This window comes from Streptomyces sp. NPDC001068 (assembly GCF_042897315.1).
In the GTDB taxonomy this organism is placed as follows: domain Bacteria; phylum Actinomycetota; class Actinomycetes; order Streptomycetales; family Streptomycetaceae; genus Streptomyces.
Genome location: NZ_JBIAYD010000018.1, coordinates 66,654 through 84,892, shown reverse-complemented (window position 1 = coordinate 84,892; position 18,239 = coordinate 66,654). Strand labels below are relative to the sequence as shown.

Annotated in this window: 15 protein-coding genes; all 15 read right to left on the bottom strand. The window is 69.4% G+C overall.

Features of this window, described 5'->3' with window-relative positions; genetic code table 11:
* Positions 1-3: 3 nt before the first annotated feature.
* Positions 4-5,517, bottom strand: a complete 5,514-nt coding sequence (locus ACFY3I_RS38565) for a beta strand repeat-containing protein (RefSeq protein ID WP_390865627.1) — start codon at positions 5,515-5,517, stop codon at positions 4-6.
* Between the two features lie 88 nt (positions 5,518-5,605).
* Positions 5,606-6,808 carry a hypothetical protein gene (locus ACFY3I_RS38560; protein ID WP_390865626.1) on the bottom strand — a complete coding sequence of 401 codons (1,203 nt, stop codon included), beginning with the start codon at positions 6,806-6,808 and terminating at the stop codon, positions 5,606-5,608.
* A complete protein-coding gene (locus tag ACFY3I_RS38555) occupies positions 6,808-7,779 on the bottom strand; it encodes a hypothetical protein (RefSeq protein ID WP_390865625.1) in 972 nt (323 codons plus the stop codon). The genes ACFY3I_RS38560 and ACFY3I_RS38555 overlap by 1 nt, the downstream gene beginning before the upstream one ends.
* A 64-nt stretch (positions 7,780-7,843) precedes the next feature.
* Positions 7,844-8,887: a hypothetical protein gene (locus ACFY3I_RS38550; RefSeq protein WP_390865624.1), complete on the bottom strand. Its 1,044-nt coding sequence runs from the start codon at positions 8,885-8,887 to the stop codon at positions 7,844-7,846.
* Positions 8,880-12,893, bottom strand: coding sequence for a hypothetical protein (locus ACFY3I_RS38545; protein WP_390865623.1), 4,014 nt, complete (start codon positions 12,891-12,893; stop codon positions 8,880-8,882). The genes ACFY3I_RS38550 and ACFY3I_RS38545 overlap by 8 nt, the downstream gene beginning before the upstream one ends.
* On the bottom strand, positions 12,886-13,143 hold the full coding sequence (locus ACFY3I_RS38540) for a hypothetical protein (RefSeq protein WP_390865622.1): 258 nt from the start codon (positions 13,141-13,143) through the stop codon (positions 12,886-12,888). The genes ACFY3I_RS38545 and ACFY3I_RS38540 overlap by 8 nt, the downstream gene beginning before the upstream one ends.
* Before the next feature lie 50 nt (positions 13,144-13,193).
* Positions 13,194-13,718, bottom strand: coding sequence for a hypothetical protein (locus ACFY3I_RS38535; RefSeq protein ID WP_390865621.1), 525 nt, complete (start codon positions 13,716-13,718; stop codon positions 13,194-13,196).
* A gap of 98 nt (positions 13,719-13,816) precedes the next feature.
* On the bottom strand, positions 13,817-14,410 hold the full coding sequence (locus ACFY3I_RS38530; protein WP_390865620.1) for a hypothetical protein: 594 nt from the start codon (positions 14,408-14,410) through the stop codon (positions 13,817-13,819).
* A gap of 73 nt (positions 14,411-14,483) precedes the next feature.
* The gene (locus tag ACFY3I_RS38525) at positions 14,484-14,909 is read right to left on the bottom strand and encodes a hypothetical protein (RefSeq protein ID WP_390865619.1); all 426 of its coding nucleotides are present in this window, start codon (positions 14,907-14,909) and stop codon (positions 14,484-14,486) included.
* Entirely contained in the window at positions 14,909-15,181 is a 273-nt protein-coding gene (locus tag ACFY3I_RS38520) for a hypothetical protein (RefSeq protein WP_390865618.1), read from the bottom strand. Before ACFY3I_RS38520 ends, ACFY3I_RS38525 begins: the two co-directional genes overlap by 1 nt.
* A 40-nt stretch (positions 15,182-15,221) precedes the next feature.
* Positions 15,222-15,758, bottom strand: a complete 537-nt coding sequence (locus ACFY3I_RS38515; protein ID WP_390865617.1) for a hypothetical protein — start codon at positions 15,756-15,758, stop codon at positions 15,222-15,224.
* A complete protein-coding gene (locus ACFY3I_RS38510) occupies positions 15,758-16,093 on the bottom strand; it encodes a hypothetical protein (protein ID WP_390865616.1) in 336 nt (111 codons plus the stop codon). Before ACFY3I_RS38510 ends, ACFY3I_RS38515 begins: the two co-directional genes overlap by 1 nt.
* A 2-nt stretch (positions 16,094-16,095) precedes the next feature.
* Positions 16,096-16,731, bottom strand: coding sequence for a poly-gamma-glutamate hydrolase family protein (locus tag ACFY3I_RS38505; RefSeq protein ID WP_390865615.1), 636 nt, complete (start codon positions 16,729-16,731; stop codon positions 16,096-16,098).
* 19 nt (positions 16,732-16,750) lie between these two features.
* Positions 16,751-17,611 (bottom strand): hypothetical protein, encoded by an 861-nt coding sequence (locus ACFY3I_RS38500; RefSeq protein ID WP_390865614.1) that lies wholly within the window; start codon positions 17,609-17,611, stop codon positions 16,751-16,753.
* Positions 17,612-17,622: 11 nt separating this feature from the next.
* Positions 17,623-18,213, bottom strand: coding sequence for a hypothetical protein (locus ACFY3I_RS38495; protein WP_390865613.1), 591 nt, complete (start codon positions 18,211-18,213; stop codon positions 17,623-17,625).
* Positions 18,214-18,239 lie beyond the last annotated feature (26 nt).

The following is an 18,239-nucleotide window of genomic DNA, read 5'->3' as shown; positions in this document are numbered from 1 at the left end:
TCCTCACTTCGTGTAGGTGACGCGGAGCTTCGGGGGGTTGGTCTGGCCGTAGCCACGCGCGCGGCCGTAGTAGGTCAGGCTCGAGCTGTTTGGGTCCAGGGCAATGCCCCGCCACTTCGTGGAGTCGAACACCGATGTGATGTCGACCCACTTGCCCTCGTTCTTCGCCCAAGAGATCGTCTTGGACTCGGGATCGGAGGAGAACGTGGACGGGCGGGACGTGAAGCTGTGCGCCTTGATCACGGCGCTACCGCCGTTGTTGTAGTACCAGTGATCGAAATACAGATAGACCTCGGCCTTCTGGATGGTCGCGCCCGACAGGTCGGTGCCCAGGGACGACGAGAAGCCGATGAGGCTCGCCTGCATGCCGTTCGTGGAGCTGTAGTAGCCCTGATAACAGGAGTTGCCGTAGTAGCTGTTGTACGAGCCACGGTTCGAGTACGACCCGGACCAGGTCGCGGAGTAGGTCTTGGTGTACTGGACGACAGGCGGGGTGGCCGTGCCACCTCCGGTGTTGTATCCGCCGGTCTTCGGGATCTCCGGGCCGATGTCCTCGGCGTAGAAGACGCAACTCCGGCCGGTGGTGGCCAACCCCAGTTCGAACGTCGTACCGCTGGTGCTGCCGGAGTTCTCGAAGGAGAGCAGGAATCGGTGCAGGCCGGCGCCGAGGGTGCTTCCAGGAACGATGTACTCGAGCTCTGCCGTCCAGTACCGGCCCGTGTGTGACGGGGTGAGGATGACGTGCTGGCGCAGCGTCGACGAGATCGAGGGCGTGGAAGCCCCGCCGTCGCGGAGGTACAGGCGGGCCTCTCCATCGTTGTTGTTGTCGAAATCCGCGGTCGCGTGGAACTTGATGCGGTACATCCGGCCGGACTCGACCGTGACGGGCAGCTCGAAGTAGCCGAGCTCTGTGCCGGTGGCCGTCACAGTCGTGGCGGGCACGCCGTACGAGATGATTCCGCGCGGCCGCTGGTCGAGGACCGCGGTCAAGGGGTCCCCGCCCACGGTGAGGGTGTCGGCGACCGCCAGGCTCTGGAAGTAGGCGCCGCCGGTCTGGTCGATCGTCGCGACGGGCAGTCCGTCGGAGCTGAGCGTCAGGTAGTTGGGCCGGCCGGTCAGGAGAGAGACGGCTTCCTCGCCGTTGTCGTCAAAGAGCTGCAGGCCTCGAGGGCTGATCTCGGAGCGGGCCCCAGCAAAACCGGAGGCGAGGACGATGCGCGCGGTCGTGTTGTCGAACTGGACGGTGCCCGCGCTGGAGTTGGTGGTGGAGCACGCGATGCGGAGCTGGGTGGTGCCAGCGGGGGCGGCATCGTCGGGAACGCCGCTCAGGGTGGTCCATGCGCCCTTGACGGCCGCGTTGTCGCCGGTGGTGATGGTGCTGTATCCGAGGATGTTGCTGGCCGCGTCCAGCCACTGCCCGTAGAAGCTGATCCGGAGGCCGTTCCAGTCGGTGGAGGCGTAGTAGTCGATGGACAGCCACAGCTTTTGACCGGGCATCCCTGGCACCGTGGCCAGCGTCAGGGATCGGGTGATGGCCGTGGCGTTGGCCGCATTCACCTGAAGGGCCTGCGGGGTGTTGTTGCCGGGGCTGACGATGGACCAGTACGTACTAGTGGACGCCCGACCGACGGAGACGGCGCCCTCGAAGCTGGGGTCGGCGATGAGGTTGCCGTCAGTGCCGAGGGACAGCCGGTCGGCGGTAATTGCCCCAGCCTTGATGTGGGTGGCGTCGATGGAGCCCGCCTGAATGGCCGTCGCCGTGACCGAGTTCGCCGCGAGCTGCGCCGCCGTGATGGACAGGGCTTGGATCTTGTCGGCCGTGATGGTGTTCGCCGCGAGCTTGTCGCCCGTGATGGTCAGGCCGACGATCTTGTCGGCCGTGATGGTGTTGGCCAGGATCTTGTTCGCCGTGATGGCGCCATCGGCGATGTTGACGGTCTGCACTGCGCCGGTCTCGATGACTTCGACCGTGATGGAGCTGATCTCGGCGGTGCCGGTCCCGCCGCTGTAGTTCAGGTAGAACAGCGGCGTTATGTAGCGGGCGTTCGCGTGGAGCACGCCCGGCGTGGTGGGCGAGGTGGTGGCGCCCTGGGTGGCGGTGGCGCCGGTCGCCGCATAGCCCTTGAGGTAGCCGGTGAAGCGCTGCCATCCGCTGCCCGCGGTGAGGTTCTGCGAGGCCGCGGCGATGTAGTGCTGGGTGGCTGCGGAGGCTGCGCCGGTGGTGTTGACCAGGGTGGTGCCGTCCGCTGCCACGCCGGCCACGCCCATGTAGAGCCGCTGCTGCGAGGTGTCGCTGCCCGCGACGGTCTGCCGGGCGACGACGGAGACCCGATAGAGGATGTTCGGGTCGAACGGGATGAGCACATCCGGCCGCCAGGCGGCAACGACTCCGCCGACCGCGCGCATGACCGATCCGCCGGCCTGGGCATCGGCCACCTGGACCGAGGCCAGGTTCGAGGGGGTGGTGACCGTGGTGGTGCTCGAGCCGCCGGTGCGCCACTTCCCGGCGTCCGCGCCGACGTCGTAGAACTTCTGCAGCACGCTCGCCGCGGTGGTGACGTTGAGCTGGCTCGTAGTAATCGAGCCGGACACGATGCGGTCGGCGTTCAGGGTGTTGACCGCGATCCGGTCGCCCTGGATGGACCCGGCGACCATCTTGGGCGTGGTGATCGCACCGTCGGCGATCTGCACGCCCGCCACGACCGGGCGAACGGCGATGTTGTCGAACCAAAGGGTTCCGGCCGAGGCATTGAAGGATTCCGCCCAGATGGATGCCTGCACGGTCCCGGCGGGGGCGGTGACGGTGGCGGTGGGCCGGTTCCACGTGCTGCCGCCGAGGACGGGCGGGGAGGCCGCTGCCACGCCGTAGCCGATCGTTGTCCCGGTGGAGTCCTCCCACCGGGCGTAGAACTTCGGGGTGGCAGTGCTGGTGTAGTCGCTGGAGGCCAGGTAGTCGAACGCGAGATAGAGCTGATCACCGGCGAGGATCGGCACCCGAGTGATCATCTGCGACTTGGTGGTGGCAGCTCCGGCAACTGCGTTCAGCTTGAGGGACTTGGCGGACCCGTTTCCGATCGTGTCGATGGAGAAGTTGTTGCTGCCGGCGACGAGGGCGGCGCTGAACGCTCCCTCGAACGAGGGGTCGGACATGAGATTGGCGCCGCCCGCGACGGTCAGCTTGTCGGTGGTGACCGACCCGGCCGCGATGGCGTTGGCCGTGACGGACCCCGCGGAGAGCTCCGATGCCGTGACGGAGGACGCCGCGAGCTCCCGCGCGGTGACTGCGTCCGCCGCGATCTTTCCGGCCGCCACGGCGTCCGCGGCCAGGGCTCCGGCCTGCACCGCCCCGGCAGCTATCTGCGTCGCCGTGACGGAGTTCGCGGCCAGTTGTCCGGCCGTGATGGTTCCCGCCGCGATGGCGGCCGCCGTGACGGACCCGGCGGACAGCTCCGCGGCCGTGACCGAGTTCGCGGCCAGCTCCCGCGCGGTGACCGCGTCAGCCGCGATCTTCCCGGCCGCCACCGCGTCCGCGGCCAGGGCCGCCGTCTGCACGCTGCCCGCGGCTATCTGCGCCGCCGTGACGGAGTTCGCGGCGAGCTGCCCGGCCGTGATGGTGTTCGCCGCAATGGCGGCCGCCGTGACCGATCCGGCGGACAACTCCGCGGCCGTGACCGAGTTCGCCGCGAGTTCTCGCGCGGTGATGGCGTCGGCCGCGATCTTCCCGGCGATCACAGCGTCCGTCGCGATGGCCGGGGCCGTGACCGCGCCGGACGACAGGTTGATCGTGTCGACCACGCCGGTCTTCAGGGCCTCGATCGCGACGTAGTCCATCTGCATCTTTGAGGACCCGCTGGACTGCTGGTTGTAGTTGAGCCAGATGTACGGGCTGATGAACCGCACGCCCGCGTTCACCAGGCCCGGGGAGCGGGGGTCGTTGTTCGGGCCGGCGCTGCCTGAGACACCCGAGGCCGCCCGGCCCTTCATGAACCCGATGACCGTGACCCAGCCGTCCGTGTTCGCGACGGCCTTCCCCGACGCGGCCGGGTAGTAGTGGCTGTTCACGGAGTTGGAGCCGTCGCGGTTGACCAGCGTCACGCCGTCCGCGCCGATGCCGAGGACGCCGACATAGACCGCGTCGGAGGTGCCGGCCTGCGGCATCCGGACCCGGGCGGAGATGCGATAGAGGACGTCGGGGTCGTACGGGATCAGGGTGTTGCCGCGCAGCCGGGCGAATCCGGTGGCCTGGCCGACGGTCTGTCCGGTCTGGGCGTCGGTGACGCCGGTGAGGAAGTCGAAGGCGCCGCCGGTGCTGAGGGCGGCCACCGTCCAGGTGGACGGGTCGCCCATCGTGTCGACCCAGCGCTGGGAGGCGACGTCGGCGAGCGCCCCGGACAGGTTGGCGAGCGTGACGGCCTGGGCGGCGAGCTTGCCCGTGGTGACTGCGGCCGCGCCGATCTTTGCCGCTGTCACGGCCGCGTCCGTGATCTTCGTGGAGTCGATCGCGTTGACGGCGACCTTCGCCGCCGTGACCGCGGAGTCCGCCAGGGCCAGCGCGCCCACGGCGCCGTCGGCTAGCTTCGCCGCGGTGACCGCGTTCTGCCCGATCTTCACTGCCGTGACGGCCGCGTCCGCGATCCTCGTGGAGTCGATCGCGCCCACGGCCACCTTCGCCGAGGTGACCGCCGAGTTCGCGAGGGCGAGTTCCGTGACCGCGTTCGCCGCCACCTTGGACTGCGTGACCGCGTTGTCGGCGAGCTTTTCCGCCAGCACCGCCCCATCGGCGAGGGCAACCGTCCCCACGGAAGCGGCCGCGAGCTTCGCCGCGGTGACCGCGTCGTCGGCCAGGAGCAGCTCGTTCACCGAGCCGGCCGCAATCTTGTCGCTGGTCACAGCCGACAGCGCGATCTTGGCCTCGGTGATCGCCTCGTTCGCGATCTTGACGTCCGTGATGATGTTGTCGATCAGGTCCTGGCTGACGGCCTGCCTCGCCTGCCCCTGCACCGCGTCCGACGGATCACCTGTCAGCGCCGCGGTGTTCACCGCGACCAGGCGCACCCACACGGGGTCGTAGCCCTCGACGTGCACGGTCGTCTTGCCGCCGGTCACGTCGTTGATCTGCGAGACCTGGGTGGCGGCGTTCGGGGTGAAGTCGGCGGGTGTGCCGACGTGGACCTGGACCAGGGCGAAGTCGTTGGGCGCGGTCTCGGAGTTGGCCCACTGGCCGGACCATGTGATGTCCAGCCCTGCCAGGGCGGAGTCGACGGTCGGTGCGGTCGGTGTGGGGGGCGGGTCGGTGTTCTCCGGGTGGGGGACCAGGGCGACCGTGCCGTCGTCCTGCACGCCGACGGAGCCCTTGAGGGCACCGTCCTCGTCGTAGATGTCGAGGGCGCCGCCCTCGATGCTCGCGTTGTTGAGCTGGTTGGTCCGCTCGAGGTTGGCGATCCGGTCCTCGAGCTCTTTGAAGTAGGTGGCGAACTGCCTGCGCTTCTCCCGCTCGTCCAGGTTGAAGGACGACACCCGTCCTCCCCTCCGTGTCTCCGCGGCCGCCGGGATGTCCGGGGCAGGCGGAGAGTGGAGGGGAGAGCGGGTTAGTGTCGCGTGCTGGTCATCCGTAGAAGTCGGAGCGGGTCAGGGACAGAACTGCGGTGCCGCCGGCCGGGTCGATCTCCTCGGCCGTGATGCGGTGCCAGATCGCGAGCTCACCCACCCACGGGATCTCGACCTGGACGAGGATGCGGTCCCCCAGGGCCCATGAGCCCAGGGGCGCGTTGGGGTGGTGGCGGACTGCGATGGACGGGATCGTGAGCTGCTCGGAGTGCTTTGCGCGCTCCTTCTTGCCGTACTCGGTGAGCGTCTTGGCGTGCGCCGTGGACTTCCGGGTGATGATCTTCGCCCGGCGGAGGCGCTTGTCGTCGACGACGACGCGGACGCGGGCGGTCTTCTGGCCGCTGCCCTTGCCCAGGACGTAGACGTTGTTCGCGAAAAAGTCGCCCTGGTAGGAGGGGGTCGCGATCTCGATGACGTTCTCGCCCTGGGCGAAGCGGAGGTCGGAGCGGGCCTTGCCGAGGCGCCTCTTGCCGAGGTCGATGTGGTGGAGGATCTTCTCCTTGCTGCCGTCCCAGTAGTGCCGCTCGAGGAAATCGCCCTTCGCCAGGTTCATCACGTCGGTGATGGTGGAGCCGCAGTCGGGGGAGTCCCACCACAGCAGTTCCCACGGGTCCTTGCCGCTGGCCGCGCCGAGGAGATAGCCGGAGTCGTGCTTGTCGAGGGTGACGCCCAGGGCGCCCATCTTGTAGCTCTGCAGGTGGCTCCAGATGGTCCGGACGACGTCGAAGGCGTCCACCCGGCTGCTGATCTTGTCCTTCGGCTTCTTCGGCATCTTCCGCTTCGGGTGGGTGCCGTCGATGTATCCGTCGTGATTTTTGTCTTTTCCGTCGTACGCCCACTTTTGCGGGATTGTGGCGCCGGAGCGGATCACGCTCCCGAGGTACGGCATCCCGGCCGGGTAGGCGGTGTAGCCCGCGCACGTGACCTTCATCGACTGGTTCTCGAAGGCGAGGTTCGTGATCAACCCACCCCACCGGATGCGGCCCTCGAACTCCGCGAACAGCGCGGTCGACCACTCCGCGAGGACGGGCAGGCCGTCGGGCTTGGCCATCAGCCGCATGTACTCCGGTGAGATCGTCCCCGTCATCTGGCCCGGCCCGTTCAGCTCCCGCCGCGGCGGGGAGTCGGCGACGAACGGGACGTCCCAGTCCAGGAAGTCGCCCGACACCGCGCGCATCGCGATGTACCGCCACCCGCTCATCAGGCGCTCACCGGCTCCTGCGAGTAGGTCACCTCGAGCGACAGCACCGTGTAGGCGTCCGCGCGCAGTACGCCCGTGAAGCCTGCGGTGCCGGTGCCCTCGACGTCGATGTCGCGCATCTCCCCGCGGTCGGCCGGGGCAAGGGTGAACTTGGCTCCCGCCTGCACCGCGAGGCGGCCGGCCTGGGTGGCGCTGAACGGCATCCCCACACCGTGCTGGGTGTCGGCGAACGACACCCGGAGCTGCCCGCGGGCCTCCGTCGTGTCCGGGTGGAGCAGGCCCGTGATGGACACGTGCACCGACACGTGGGTGGCCCACTCCGGGACCTTCTCCGTCCAGGTGGCGCCGAGCGGGAAGCCCTCCCAGGTGTCAGTGATCGCGCCGACGTCGTCCGTGGTCGCCCAGGCGCCGGGCAGGTAGCGGCGGGAGGTCTGCGACCGCGGCCGCGCGAGCTGCCGCAGGTCGGTGACCATCGCCGCAGTGATGTTCGTCGTCCCCGCCGGTATGTCGACCCGGGCCAGGGTGACCGCGGTGGAGTCAGGGTCGATGTCGAGGATGCTGGTGGTGCCCACCGGCACGTCGGAGATGACCCGCGTGAAGACGTACGGGCCGACGCTCGGGTCCTCCGGCGTCGGCCACGACTCCCCGCCGTACGGGTCCTCGACGCGGGCGATGATCAGGTCCGAGCGGGCGCCGTCCACCGACGTCGGCTCGATGTCCACCTGCTCCGTCGTCGGCATCCGCGCGGCGTAGCTCTGGCTGCCCCCGCCTGCCGCCGCGCGGCGTATCGCGACCATGGCGCCCGGTCCGACCTGGACCGAGCCGGCCGGGACGTCCAGTGCGGTGACGAGGAGGTCCGCGGGGCTGATGATGCCTTCCCCGCCGCACGCGGCGACGTCGGCGATCAGGCGCAGCACCTCCTCGGACGCCGCGGTGTTCTCCACGAACCAGGGGATCGGGTCCCACGTCATGCTGCTCTCCTTCTCCGTACGGGAGGGGAGAGAGTGGGCGGCCGCGGGGGCTAACGTCGCCCGGTCACCACCAGTTGAAGGCGTCCCGCCAGTTGATGAGGATGCGCGGCCCGTCGTGGGAGGTGGCGCCGGCCGTCTTGGTGTACGACAGCGACGCCGACCAGCGGCCGGGCGGAATGAACATCTGCGCCAGGCGGGGCGAGGCCCGGGTCAGCTTGTCCGCCACCGATTTGGAGTCCGACTTGGTGTAGAGGGTGACCGTGCGGACCCATGGCCGCGGGTCGATACGGACGTAGTCCCCCGCGGCGATCGTCATGCTGAGCTGCACCGCCCACAGGTCACGGTTGATCGTGAGCTTGGGGTTCTTGCACGGCCCGTAGATGTCTATGTAGGGGAAGGTGTTCACCGTGCCCCGCTGCTGGAACGCGACGGTCTTCTTCGACGTGTACAGCCAGTCAGGCAGGTGTCCCCGGCCCGGCCGCCACGGCAGGCCGATGGCTATGTGGTCGTAGAGCTCGACCTGCTGCTCCGTCTCGTCGTAGAAGCGATCGTCGACCGCGACGAAGTCGGCAACGACGGGGGTGTACCCCTGGGACGAGAGCCGGGAGTGCGAGACCGCGAACTTCCGCGGGCGGCCGTACAGCCGGCGGGTGCGCCCTGCGGTCTTGTGCGCGAGCCAGGAGACGCGCCCTGCCTTGCCGCGGATGGCGTCGGCCCGCCACACCTGGCGCATCAGGTTCACGCCGTCCAGGCCCCGCACGGCGGGGCCGTCGTCGTGCTTCTTCACGAGCGCCATGATGGCTTCCATCTCGGACCAGTCACCGACCCGGTCGCCTGGGCCGGGGCGCAGGGGCCAGTGCCGGTCAATGACCGTCCGGCTGCCGTCTATGCCCAGTTCGAAGGTGGCCGTGGCGCTGCGCTGGTAGTCGCGTCCCATGCGGACGCCGTCCTCGCCCGGGAGCGCCGCGTCCGCGACGTCGACGTCCGCGAACGCGATGTCCGGCTCCGACAGGCAGTAGACGCCCGAGTCCTCCCGCCCGAAGTGCATCAGCGCGCCCGGATAGTTGTCGGCGGCGTAGTAGCCGATGTACCAGTCGCCGTCACGCATAGCTGCCTCCCAGGCGAATCCGACGCAGCTCGAACATGGCGTCGTCCAGTGCGGTGCCCGTGGAGTCCACGGCACCGATGTTGAGGTTCAGGTCACCGCCGACGAGGGAGGCCGCTGCCTGCGCGGCCGATGCTCGCTGACGGACGGTGGCGGCCCGCGCGCGGACGCCGCCCTGGGCGTACTGGCGCAGCGCGCCATTGGCGAAGTAGACGACCCGGCCGCCGAACATCTCCGCGACCTTCTGCAGGATTGCCTCGCTGCGCTTGCGCTTGCCGGGGGCCAGGGGGATGTACGCCTCGCCACCGGTCTCCGGCTCCGACCACAGCCGCCACTCGCCGGGCTTGCCGATCTGCGCGATGTGGTTCTCGGCGCCGGCCGCGAACGCCTTGATCCGGCCGACTGCCGCGCGGATACCGCCGTTGGCGTACTGCACGATGCCGCCGTCCGCGTGCGTGCGGACCACAGCCGGCTTGCCTGACTCGCTGTACTGCACGGTGACGTGCACCGTCTTGCCGGTCAGGTTGTTGATCGCGGTCTGGACGCGCTGGACCTGGGCGAGCGGGGTGGCGTTCGGCGCGGTGATCTTGACCTTCTTGCCGCCCTTGTCGACGTTCGTGATCTTGTATCCGAGATCCTTGAGCGCCTTCTGGGCCACGGCCGTCGGTGCCGTCACCGTGATGGACTTCTTCGGCTTGAGGCTCGCGACCTTGTCCTGGATCCCCTTCAGGTCGCCCGCGGCCTGCTTGATGATCGCCTGGACCGTGACCTGCTTCTTCTTCGGCGCCTTGGCCATGTCCGAGACGAGAGCCGCGAGGTCGACACGCGCGCCGGTGGTCGGAGCGGTGACCGAAATCTTCTTGCTGTGGGGGACCTTCTCCACCGTGAAACCCAGGGCACGGAGTTGCGCCTGGGCATCGGCCGTGGGGGCGTCGATCTTGATGGTCTTGCCGGGCTTCAGGCCGTCGAGCTGGTTGCGCAGCGCGAGGACCTGCTGGGTCGCCTGGGGCATGTTGCCCATGACCACCGTCTGAATCTCGGACGGCACAAAACCCATCTGGTCGGCGAGTGCCTTGGCCTGCTCCTTCGGGATGCCCATGTCCCGGGCGAGCTCGATGGCTTTCTTCCGGGCCTTCTCCATGGCGGCCTGGCTCTTGTCCATGGCCGCGGACATGGGGATCAGGCCCTGTTCCCCGGCTTCCTGCGCCTTGGTAGCGACGGACAGCATGTTGTCGCGCAGGTCGGTGAGCTGGCTGTTCAGGGTCTGGCCGTTCTTGGTGCTCGTGTCGACCAGCTTGTCGTTGCCGACGAGCGCCTTGCCCCAGCCGTCCGCGTGGTCGATGTTCGACTTCATCGTGTCGTCGATCTGGAGCATCACGGAGTTGAGCTGTGCCTCGGCGTCGTGGAACGACTGGGTGTTGCCGTTGAGGGCGTCCAGTGCCGACTTGAGCGCCTGGGTCCGCTCGTCCGCCGACTTGGTCTTGTCGGAGAAGCCTTGGACGGCCGTCTGCAGTCGGTCGTATGCCGTCGTGCCGGTGGCGGTGCCGCCGTTCGTCGCGTCGTTGAGTTCCTTCTGCTTCTTCTTCGTCTCCGCGAGGGTGCCGCTCATATCCCCGAGGGCGTCGGCCGCGGCCTTGTACGCCTCGCCCTGCTCCGTGTACACGAGCTTGGACGCCTTGTCGCCGGCGTAGCTCTTGTAGTACTTGGTGGCGTCGGCGAGGGTCATCAGCTTCTTCTGCAGGTCGTCGATCGAACCGCCCTGGGAGAGGTAGGCGTTCGTGACGTCCTTGAGGCTCACGTCGGCGTCGCGCAGGACGTCGACGAGCTTCCCCTTGCCGTCGGCGAGTTTGACGTCCTGAAGGTAGGTCGCTGCCTGCGCCCGGACGTTGGCGTCGACGACGCCGTTGGACTGCGCCAGGGCCTGGGCCAGGTTCTGCACCTGCTCCTCGTGCGCCTGGGCGGCGCGGGCCGCGGCCTCCTGCTTGGAGGCGAGCCAGCCGAGACCGATCGTCGCCGCGGCGATGGCGATACCGAGAGGGCCGCCGAGCGCTCCGGTGACACCGCCGAGCGCCCGCATGGCTACCTTGTTGGCGGCGCCGATACCGCGCAGGGTGCCGGTCAGGCGGTTGCCCTGCTGGGACACCCGGCCGTAGACGCCGGTCATACGGCCCCAGACGCTCAGACTCGAGCCGCTCGCGGTTGCCGTGCCGCGCAGCGTGTTGTTCAAACGGGTGATGTTGGAGCCTGCGGTCACGACCGACGTGCCGAAGCCGCGCAGCATGGTGGCGACAGCGCTGACGACCTTGAGCGACACCATCGTGCCGAGGAGGATCGCTGCCACGGTGTTCAGGGCGGGGAACGCGCTCGTCAGCGCGTTGATGCCGTGCAAGAGACCGTTGAAGGCCACGAGCAGTACCCCGAGACCGCTGCCGGCCGCAGAAAGGTTCCCGATGGCCTCGGCGATGTTCGAGATGACCGAGATGATCGCGGGGCCGACGGTCTGGCCGAGGTTGTTGAAGAACGTCCCCAGCGCGGGCATCAGTTGGAGGCGGATCTGCCGGACCAGGTCGACGATGCCGCCGTCCTTCATGGACTTGCCAAGCCCGCGCATCATGTCGCCGAACAGGAGGTTGACCTCGTGGAAGGCAGGCGCAGAGTCGGAGAAATACTGCTTCATCGCCTTCTGGCCGGCGCCTGATTGGGCGTAGCGCTCGAAGCGCTTCATGCTGCCCTCGAGGCCGTCGAGCAGGGCGCCGCCGGTGTCCTGGGCCGCGCGGCCGATACCGCCGAGTCCCTTGATCAGGCTCCCGGTGGCGCGCCCGAGCTGTCCGGCCGCGTCGCCTGCGTGGTCGAGGAACTTGGCGAGGCTGCCCGTCTCTCTGCCGGCCTGGACCTGGGCGCGGACCCACTGGGTCATGCGCTCGGTACCGCGGCCGACCCGCTCGACGAACGGACCGCTCGCGACGAGGAAATCGAGCGTGGCGTGGCCCATGTTGGCCAGGCCGTTGGTCATGCTGCCGATGACGCGGGAGTTGGTGCCCGCGATCGTCTTGAAGTCCCGGCGGAAGATGCTGGACTTCATGAACTGGGCGCCGCGGTCGGCGAGCTTGCCCATCTGGGAGGCCGAGTCGCCGAGGGCACTCTTCAGCAGGGGGAGTGTGGTCTTCGCGAGCGGCTTGATGTCCCCCTCGATCTGGGAGAAGAACCGTTCACTGATGGACTTCTTGACCTTGGCCCAGGCCGGGGACAGTGACGCGATGTCCTTCACGGACTTGCGGGCCGAGGTGCCCAGCTTGCCCACGGCCTGGTCCAGCTTCTGCTGCTCGGCCTTCGTGATTTTGGTTCCGTCGGCCTGCTGCTGCTGGATCTTCAGCGTCTCCTTGAGGGCGTCGCCGAACCCAGAGAAAGCGATCTTCGTGCCGATCGCCGCGGTACCCGCCGCGGCGATCAGCCCCGGTATCGCGCCTAGGACACCGACCGCGGGCGCGGCCGCGGACACCAACGCGGTAAGGCCTGCGCCGTACTGGGTGATCAGCGCGACGGCCGGCTCGAGGAGGGTGAGGATGCCGCCGATCAACGCCCCGCGGCCGCCGGGCAGCTTCGGCTTCACGGGGACGTTGACGGGGCTACGGTCGGCGTCGTCCTGGGCGCCGCGGATCATGCGGCGTAGGCCGTCGCGGAGACCGTCACGGCGGCCGTCGCCGTCACCGTTCGGCCGGACGGGAACGTGCAGCTCCTCGTCATCGAGGCGGCGCCGCAGCCCGTCCAGCTCGGACCGGAACCGCTCCTCGTCGACCTTGACCTTGATCTTCGCCGTGATGCCCTTGGAGGCTTCCTCGACTGCCTTCTTGATCTGCTTGCGCAGACCCTTGGAGTCGACCTCGACCTTGATCTTCGCGGCCAGGCCCTCGGCGGCCGCCTCAACCTCGCTGCGCAGCTTCGCCGCGAACCCTGCGAGGTCAGCGACGACCGGCACATCGAGGCGGCCAGCCTGTAGGCCCTCACCCACTGCGGACCATTCCTCTCTGCATGGCGGCCATGAGCATCTGGCGGTGGCCGGTCATGCGGGGCGCCTGCGGTTCCGGCTCGGGCGGCGGGAGCTGCTGGCGTGGGGTGCCGGAGCTGCTGCGCGTCGCTGTGCCGGGGCGCGGCGGACGAACGATGGTGGTGGGCTCCTCGCGCCGTCGGTCGGAGGCAAGGAGTCCGATCTCCTCGACGACCATCGCCAGGAGCTCGAGGTACCGGTTCCAGCCCCCCATGGGGGCAGAGCGGACCTGGGAGTCGTCAGGCAGGCCGTCGACGAGGGAGATCAGCCGTCGGAGTCCGAGGAATCCGGGCTGTCCGGGGCGGAGCCAGACTCGTCGGGCGTCGATCCGGTGGTATCGGGAGAGGTCGGACTCGAGGTCTCCGAATCGCTCTCGGAGGAGTCGGCCGACCGAAAGAGTTTCCCCAGCTCAACCCCGTAGACCTTGGTCAGGCCGGTCGTGAGGCGGACGTAGTCGCCGATGAACGGGCGGCGCTTGAGGAACTCCTCGTGCTGGTCACCGAGGAGGATCGCGTACGTCTGGCGGATCGCCTCGAGGAACTTGCGCGGCAGGGACGGGCGCCGGAACAGGGCGTTGACGACTTCCTTGATGCCGGCGTCGCCGTCGGACGACTCGAGGACCTCGCCCAGGAGGCCGACCAGGTCCAGCTCGTCGGACAGGATCGGGTCGAGAGCTTCGGCCGGCAGCTCGGCCGGGAAGATGAACTGTTCCCCGCCGAACTTCACGGGGATGCCGTCGGGGTACTGGACCTCGCGGCGCTCGGCGTCCAGGTCGATGACGAACGACATGTGGGTGACCTCTTCTTGAGTAGCTGGGTTGCCGGGGTGCGGCAGCGCGCGGACAGTGCCAAGCCGGTGGGGCTTGTGTCGCGCGCTGCCGCGGGAGGTCACGCCGCGGGCGCGAACGCGGGGTCGTCGGTGAGGACGTAGAAGGCATCCAGGTCGTCGCCGCCCTGGACGGCCAGGCGCAGCGGGAGGACGGCCTCCTTCGTCTTCGCGAGGTCGGAGGCGACGCCCTCCATCTGCATGCAGCGGGGGATGACGTAGCGGTAGTGCTTGCCGCCGTCGATGACCTCGACCACGGCCATCACCTCGGTACGAGAACCGATGCGGGGCGGCGTGAACTTGTAGTGCTTGGGGGTGCCGGTGCCGCCGCTCGGCGTGATCTCGGCGATGGTGCCGCCGCCGTACACGGCCTTGAAGTTCTCGCCGGACCACTGCTGCAGGTCGACCTCGATGGTCGCCGCGTCGGAGGTCTGGAAGGTGCGGGTCGGGTAGGAGCTCTGCGCGCTCTTGACCTGCTCGAAGTTCGGTTCGGAGTTGAACTTGAGCGAGTCCTCAGTGGTGAGGCCGACGCTCCGCAGAGCGGCCGGCATCGCCACGGTTGCGTCGGCGGGCGCGGCCGTGCCGACGGGCCCCAGGTAGACGCGGGTGATGCTGGGGACAACGATTTCGTTGTTGTTGATCGTCTCGCCACTCATGACGGGGCTCTCCAAGGTGTCCGGTGTCAGGGCGCGGACACCTTGGAGAGCGGGAGTGGTTAACGTCGCGTCGTCACGGGTGCAGGGTCACCGAGAGGTTCATCAGCCACCTGGGTTGGCCGTTGACGAGCGGCGACCAGACCAAGAGGCCGGAGGGCTTCACCCCGTTGATGACGGGCTGGCCGGGCGTGTGCGGCGCCTCGACGATGCCCTTGGCGGCCGTGGCGCAGCGCACGAGGATCTTCCGCAGTTCGGCCTTCCCCGGCCAGCCGCCCGGGTCCCCGTGCACCTCGAGCGTCACCTCCGGTGCCATGGCCCAGTTCAGGTCACGCAGGTCCCCGCCGGCGCCGTGGTCGATGACCAGGTGCGGCCACGGCGCCTCGGCGACGCCGGACACGCGATTGGGGCCACCGAGTGCGTCGGCGACCTCATCGCTCTGCAGAAGCCACGCCAGGAGCACGGAGACCGGGTCGGCGTCGGCAAGGGTCGGCTCGGTCATCAGGTGCGGGCGACGTAGCCCTGACCGCGCAGGCCGCGGGCGTAGTCGGGGGACACGCGGATCTCGACGCCCGGCAGATAGTCGGCGCCGTCGATCCGCAGGTGGTGGGACAGGGTGACGGTGACCGCCTTCTCGCCGTCACCGAGGGGCGGCCCAACGACGTCGGGTGCGCGGCGGGCGCGCTCCGGGCGGGCCTCAGCGGTCTCGATGACCGGCTCGGTGTTCTCCTCCGCCTCAGCGGCGGGCTTCCTGGTGGTGGGGTTCGTAGCCATGCCGGGCACTGTGGGCGCCCGGCCGGCTTGTGTCGCGCGGTCAGCGACGGGCGGCGACGATCGCGGCCGCGCGGGACATGAAGTGCGTACCGTCCGCACGCAGGTTGCCCGGGTACACGGTGCCCACCTCGGCCTCGACGACCTGGGGGGCCTGAACGGACACGGTGACGGTGACCTTCTTCCCGGCCACGACCGGCTGGCCAGTGTTGATGTGCCGGGCGATGCCCTGCGGGTCCTTGTGCGTGGTGCAGCGGCAGTTCTTGATGTTGGCCACGGCCCGGGAGCTCTCGTCGCGGGGCTCGAGCATGTACGTGCTGGGCCCGACTCCCCGATGTTCCATGTCCCAACGCATGGAGTTGATCGTGAAGCGCAGGTTCCCGGGGACCTCCTGGCCCTGGGCCGCGACGTGGGTGGGGCGGACCTTGTCGTCGCCGACGGTCACCCACCGCTTGGTGGGCGGCGCCAGGCGCTTCGCCTCGATCTCCACCTGGTGCGCGATGCGCTGCACGTACGGGGCGAGCATCCGGGCCAGGGCCTCCTCGAGACCCTGGCGCGGCGTGAACTTCGCGTCCGCCATCACAGCACCTCGGGCGGGTTGAGGGTGGCGACTGCCTGGACGTAGTCGACATCAGGGCAGCCGGGCACCGCGTGGTTGCGGGGCGAGCCGGTCAACGTCCAAGAGCGGCCCGTCTCGTCGCTGATGGTGTCGCCGTCCTTCACCGGCCAGGCCCGCGGGTCGAGGCGCACCGACCATGAGCCGTCGTCCTGCAGCAGGACCGACCCGGGCCAGGTGCCGCGCGGGGCCGGCTTCTGGTTCGGGTTCGGGGGGACGGGCACCCCGTTGGCGTCCCTCCCCCAGGGGTGGGCGAGGGCGTACACGGTCAGTACGGCGTTCGGGAGGACGACAGCCATGGTCAGCCCGCCCCGGCCGTGACGAGGGCCTTGGAGATGCCCAGCTTCACCGCGGCGACGTACGAGGTGAACGCCGCCGTGGTGTTCTTGCGATTGGCCCGGGTCATGTCGCCGCCCACGAAGAACGCGGCGCGCTGGGTGGTGCTGATCTCGAGCTGGACGCCCATGCCGCGCCGGTTCTTGTTGCAGATGTTCGCCGGGTCGTTCCCGTTCAGCTCCTCCGTGGCGAGCTGCACCGTGAACCCCGCGTCGCGGAGGCACTGGCCGATCTGGTCGCGGAGGTTGGAGTCCCGCCCACCCAGGTCGGTGAACGCGGTGGTGCCCGTGGCGCCGTGCCACGACACGATGTGCGTGGCGGCCGCGGCCATGGCGAGGGCCTGCGGCTCGTCGTACCGGGTCGACGTGATGTGCAGGTCACCGTTGCTGCCGGCGGCCTTGAAGGCGTCCAGGGTGTAGAAGTCGTGGATGTCGGCCGCGGCCGCATCGGCGAGTTCGGTGGTACCGGTCTCGATGCCGCCCCCGTGGATAGCCAGGTGCAGCAGCGTGGACACCTCGGACGTGCGCCAGGTCCGTTGGTAGTCGATGCCCTCGATCTGGCCGCCGGTCAGCTCGCTGTAGGACTGGTAGAGGTCGCCCATCGGAGACGCTCCTTTCGGATCAGCGACCGCGGCCGCGGTACGTGGAGTACGGCCACGGCGGGCGGGCCGGGCGGTTGAGGGGCTGGTACAGGCTGCGGCGCAGCCGGTTGAGGGAGGCCAGCGTGGGCGCTGCTCCGGCCTGTCCTTCGGTGGGTGCGCTCTCGTAGGAGATGGACTGTCCCTCGGCGCTCACGGAGGTCACCCGGCGGCCGGTGGCGCCGACTCCGCCGGGGCGTTGCCGCTCGGACTCCGCGGCCGCCGCGGTGACGTAGCGGACGATCGTCTCCTCGCGGGCCCCGTTGAGGCCGATGAGGAAGTCGACGTCGTACGTGCCATCCGGGTTGGCTCGGTAGGCGCTCACCACGACGTTGTCGTCCTGCTCAGGCAGGGGCCAGGTGTCGGCGTCGTCGAGACGGCCGGTGTAGAACGGCATCACGGCGCGCAGGGTGAGTGCCCGCGGCACGATGGGCCGGTTGATGTGGCCCACCACGTCGGCCTGCGCGTTGCGGATGGCAGTCTCCAGCGCGCCGCGCTGCTCCGGCGTGACGGGCAGGGGGACACCGAGTTCGTCGGCGACGGCCTCGGGGGAGGTGACGAGGCCCATGCCCATGGGCAGGTCCAGGCGCGGACTCGTGTCCTTGACCGGCTGGGCCCCGTCGTTCGGGGTGAAGGTGACCATCCCCCAGTAGCGGCCGGGCGGGACCTCGGGCAGGTCGAACCGGTACACCCCAGCGCGGAGCCGGGTGACCGTCGTCGCCGCGGCGACTACCGGCCCGCCTCGATCGGCCGTGCCGTACAGGTCCAGGCGGCTGACAGCTCCGCCGGCCGGTTCGGGGTCGTACTGCGCCCCGCCGTACATGGGTTCATAGTCGAAGACCACCCCGCGCCCCCTTAGTCGTCGTCGCCGTTGCGGGCGGCGAGCCGGGCGGCCTGGGCGTCGAGTCGCTCCTGGATGCGTGCGGCGACGCCCTCGGAGACCTGAGCGCCCGCGGGCTGCAGGAGACGCTCGATGGGGTTGGAGTGCGGCCCGACGTGCGTCCGCTCGATCAGGCGCAGGGTGCACACGAGGGTGGAGCCGTAGGGGGTGAGCGGTCGGAACACGCTGCTCGGGTCGGCCGGGGGCTGCTTGGTGGCGTCGTCGATGATCACCTCGGCCAGGTTGGCGTCGTCGGGGATGACCTCGGTGGGGCTGGCGTAGCCGGGCTCTGCAGGCGCCTCCGGGGCTTCCTGGACGGCCGGAGGCTCGAGCGGGGCAGCCTCGGGCGCCTTCGGGGTGCTGTCGGCGGCCGGGGTGTCCTCGGCCACGGGCGCCGCCTCCTCGGCGGGGGCCGCCGCGGTCGTCTCCTCGGCGGCCGCCGGGGCGGTGGTCTCGGCGGGGGCGGTCTCCTGCGCGGGAGCAGCCTCGGCGGTGGTCTCCTCTGCGGGGGCGGCCTCGGTGGTCTTGGCCGTGGTCTTGCGGGTGCGGGCGGTGGTGCCTGCCATGGGTGGCTCCCTCTCGGGGGGTTCGG

Excerpts from the sequence above, each read along its gene's own strand:
- ACFY3I_RS38560 (WP_390865626.1), bottom strand. The coding sequence starts at position 6,808 with ATGAGCGGGTGGCGGTACATCGCGATGCGCGCGGTGTCGGGCGACTTC.
- ACFY3I_RS38555 (WP_390865625.1), bottom strand. The coding sequence starts at position 7,779 with ATGACGTGGGACCCGATCCCCTGGTTCGTGGAGAACACCGCGGCGTCC.
- ACFY3I_RS38550 (WP_390865624.1), bottom strand. The coding sequence starts at position 8,887 with ATGCGTGACGGCGACTGGTACATCGGCTACTACGCCGCCGACAACTAT.
- ACFY3I_RS38540 (WP_390865622.1), bottom strand. The coding sequence starts at position 13,143 with ATGGGGGGCTGGAACCGGTACCTCGAGCTCCTGGCGATGGTCGTCGAG.
- ACFY3I_RS38535 (WP_390865621.1), bottom strand. The coding sequence starts at position 13,718 with ATGTCGTTCGTCATCGACCTGGACGCCGAGCGCCGCGAGGTCCAGTAC.
- ACFY3I_RS38530 (WP_390865620.1), bottom strand. The coding sequence starts at position 14,410 with ATGAGTGGCGAGACGATCAACAACAACGAAATCGTTGTCCCCAGCATC.
- ACFY3I_RS38525 (WP_390865619.1), bottom strand. The coding sequence starts at position 14,909 with ATGACCGAGCCGACCCTTGCCGACGCCGACCCGGTCTCCGTGCTCCTG.
- ACFY3I_RS38520 (WP_390865618.1), bottom strand. The coding sequence starts at position 15,181 with ATGGCTACGAACCCCACCACCAGGAAGCCCGCCGCTGAGGCGGAGGAG.
- ACFY3I_RS38515 (WP_390865617.1), bottom strand. The coding sequence starts at position 15,758 with ATGGCGGACGCGAAGTTCACGCCGCGCCAGGGTCTCGAGGAGGCCCTG.
- ACFY3I_RS38510 (WP_390865616.1), bottom strand. The coding sequence starts at position 16,093 with ATGGCTGTCGTCCTCCCGAACGCCGTACTGACCGTGTACGCCCTCGCC.
- ACFY3I_RS38505 (WP_390865615.1), bottom strand. The coding sequence starts at position 16,731 with ATGGGCGACCTCTACCAGTCCTACAGCGAGCTGACCGGCGGCCAGATC.
- ACFY3I_RS38495 (WP_390865613.1), bottom strand. The coding sequence starts at position 18,213 with ATGGCAGGCACCACCGCCCGCACCCGCAAGACCACGGCCAAGACCACC.